Below are 1,866 nucleotides of genomic sequence, written 5' to 3' on the forward strand. Positions count from 1 at the left end.
CCGTGATCCCCCTGCCCGCCTACGCCCCCGACCTCAACCCCGTCGAAGGCGTGTGGGCCCACGTCAAACGCGACCTGGGCAACCACGTCCGGGTCACCGTCGACCAGCTCACCGCCACGATCAAGACCCTGCTCAAACGCGTCCAGTACCGGCCCGACCTGATCGCCGGCTTCCTCGGCCAGACCGAACTGATCATCGNCCCGNAACCGCCGTAGCCAGACCCTGACCATTCAAGCTCTGTAGCGTACGTAAACATGATGGTTGACGATATGCCTCGGGAGCTCACTTCGGATCTTCATGATCTCACCGACCGGAGAAAAAGGATCAAGAAGATGACCGGAGCGCGGTCGGTGGTCGGTTCGTTGGGGTCGACGAATNAAAAGATCATCTTTGGCNCCCCCAGGGGTCCGATCCCTTCCCCGCCCCGAACGCTGATCGACGGCGCCACCCTCCGGTATGTCACCGTCGGTCACGAGCAGGGTGCCGGGCCCGCAGCCGCGGGCGCCGTGATGGTCACCGGACAGCCGCTAGCTCCCAACGAAGATTTCATCTGTGCGGCTCGATGGAGCGCTACGCATACCACTCCAATGGTTAAAAGTCGAACTCTTCGACATCACAAACCGGGAAGGTAATCACGTGACACCCAGCTGGTTCTCGACCGATACTCCTGTACGTCTCGGAGTTGGCGTGTATGACGGCCCGTCCGCACGGCTGGCCGACAAGCACAACCCCGACTTCGTCTGGGTGAGCAGTTTCTGTGTGTCCGCCGCGCTGGGGGGCCTTCCCGATCTCGGGCTAATAGATTCCTCCGAGATGGCCAGTGTGGTACGGACCGTGGCGAGGACGACGCGTCATCCGGTGGTTGTGGACATGGAATCCGGGTACGGAGGCCCGCGCAAGGTAGACCTGGCGGCGCGGACAATCTCCCAGGCCGGCGCGAGCGCGGTGTGCATCGAGGACAACACGCTGGACAAGNGGTCGANCCTGTACCCCGGTGAGCGGGACCTGGCCAGCGTGGAAGAACAGGAGAAANGCCTCCGCGCCACGCGCCGCGGGCTGGAGCCCAGCTGTTTCTTGATCNCCCGAACCGNAGCGTTGGTGGCCGGGCACGGCGTGGCCGAGGCCTTGAACCGCGCGAACCGCTATGTGGATGCCGGCGCGGACGCGGTGTTTGTGCAAGCCACGCGACCCGACGGGGGCGAGGAACTTCTGGAATTCGGCCGGGGATGGGATCGGCGCACGCCGGTGTTCATCGCACCAACCTGCTATCCAGCGCTCGGTGCCGAGGAGTACGCCAGGTCCGGTATCACACACTGGATCTTCGCGAACCAGCCCCTCCGATCTGTTGGGCGATGGAAGACACCGCCCAACAGATNGGAGAAGCTAGGACCGGCCCCGCTCCACAACTGGACGATCAGATCGCATCGGTGTCAGAGATCGGAGACCTCGTGAATGCGTACCCTCCCAGCCGCGATGATTCTCGCCGTGCTCGCCGCCGTTTTGAGCCTGACCGGCGCGGTCCTGGTCCACAAGGGGTGATCGTGCCGGATGTTGCCAACTGGGTTTTCCTCGAAGTCCTCAGGGGGGCCGAGGCGGTGCTGCGGGGGGCCGGACTGGACCTGTTGCTTTACAACCTCGGGGACGACTCGGGCCTCTTCGATGCGCTGTCACTGTGTGAGCGAGTCGATGCGGCGCTCGTCCTGTGTCCACCTCTCACTCCGGTCACTCCGACGGAGATCGAAATCCTGGGCTTCCTTCTTAAAGAACCAGTTGTTCTGGTCGGCGCGAGCGTGCCCGGTTTCCCCAGCGTGCGGGTCGATGACGTCGGCGGTGCCCGTACGGCGGTGCAGCACCTGATCAATCTGG

General features: G+C 63.8%; 2 protein-coding genes and 2 pseudogenes. All 4 read left to right on the forward strand.

Features of this window, described 5'->3' with window-relative positions:
• Positions 1-215, forward strand: a pseudogene (locus ALLO2_RS28520) (DDE endonuclease); the annotation flags it as partial.
• Between the two features lie 117 nt (positions 216-332).
• Positions 333-632, forward strand: coding sequence for a thiamine pyrophosphate-binding protein (locus ALLO2_RS28525; RefSeq protein WP_369807794.1), 300 nt, complete (start codon positions 333-335; stop codon positions 630-632).
• A 55-nt stretch (positions 633-687) separates the two neighbouring features.
• On the forward strand, positions 688-1,452 hold the full coding sequence (locus ALLO2_RS28530) for an isocitrate lyase/PEP mutase family protein (protein ID WP_051875543.1): 765 nt from the start codon (positions 688-690) through the stop codon (positions 1,450-1,452).
• Positions 1,453-1,541: 89 nt separating this feature from the next.
• Positions 1,542-1,866: pseudogene (locus tag ALLO2_RS22970) on the forward strand (LacI family transcriptional regulator); the annotation flags it as partial.

The sequence above is a fragment of the Frankia sp. Allo2 genome, assembly GCF_000733325.1.
GTDB lineage: Bacteria > Actinomycetota > Actinomycetes > Frankiales > Frankiaceae > Frankia > Frankia casuarinae.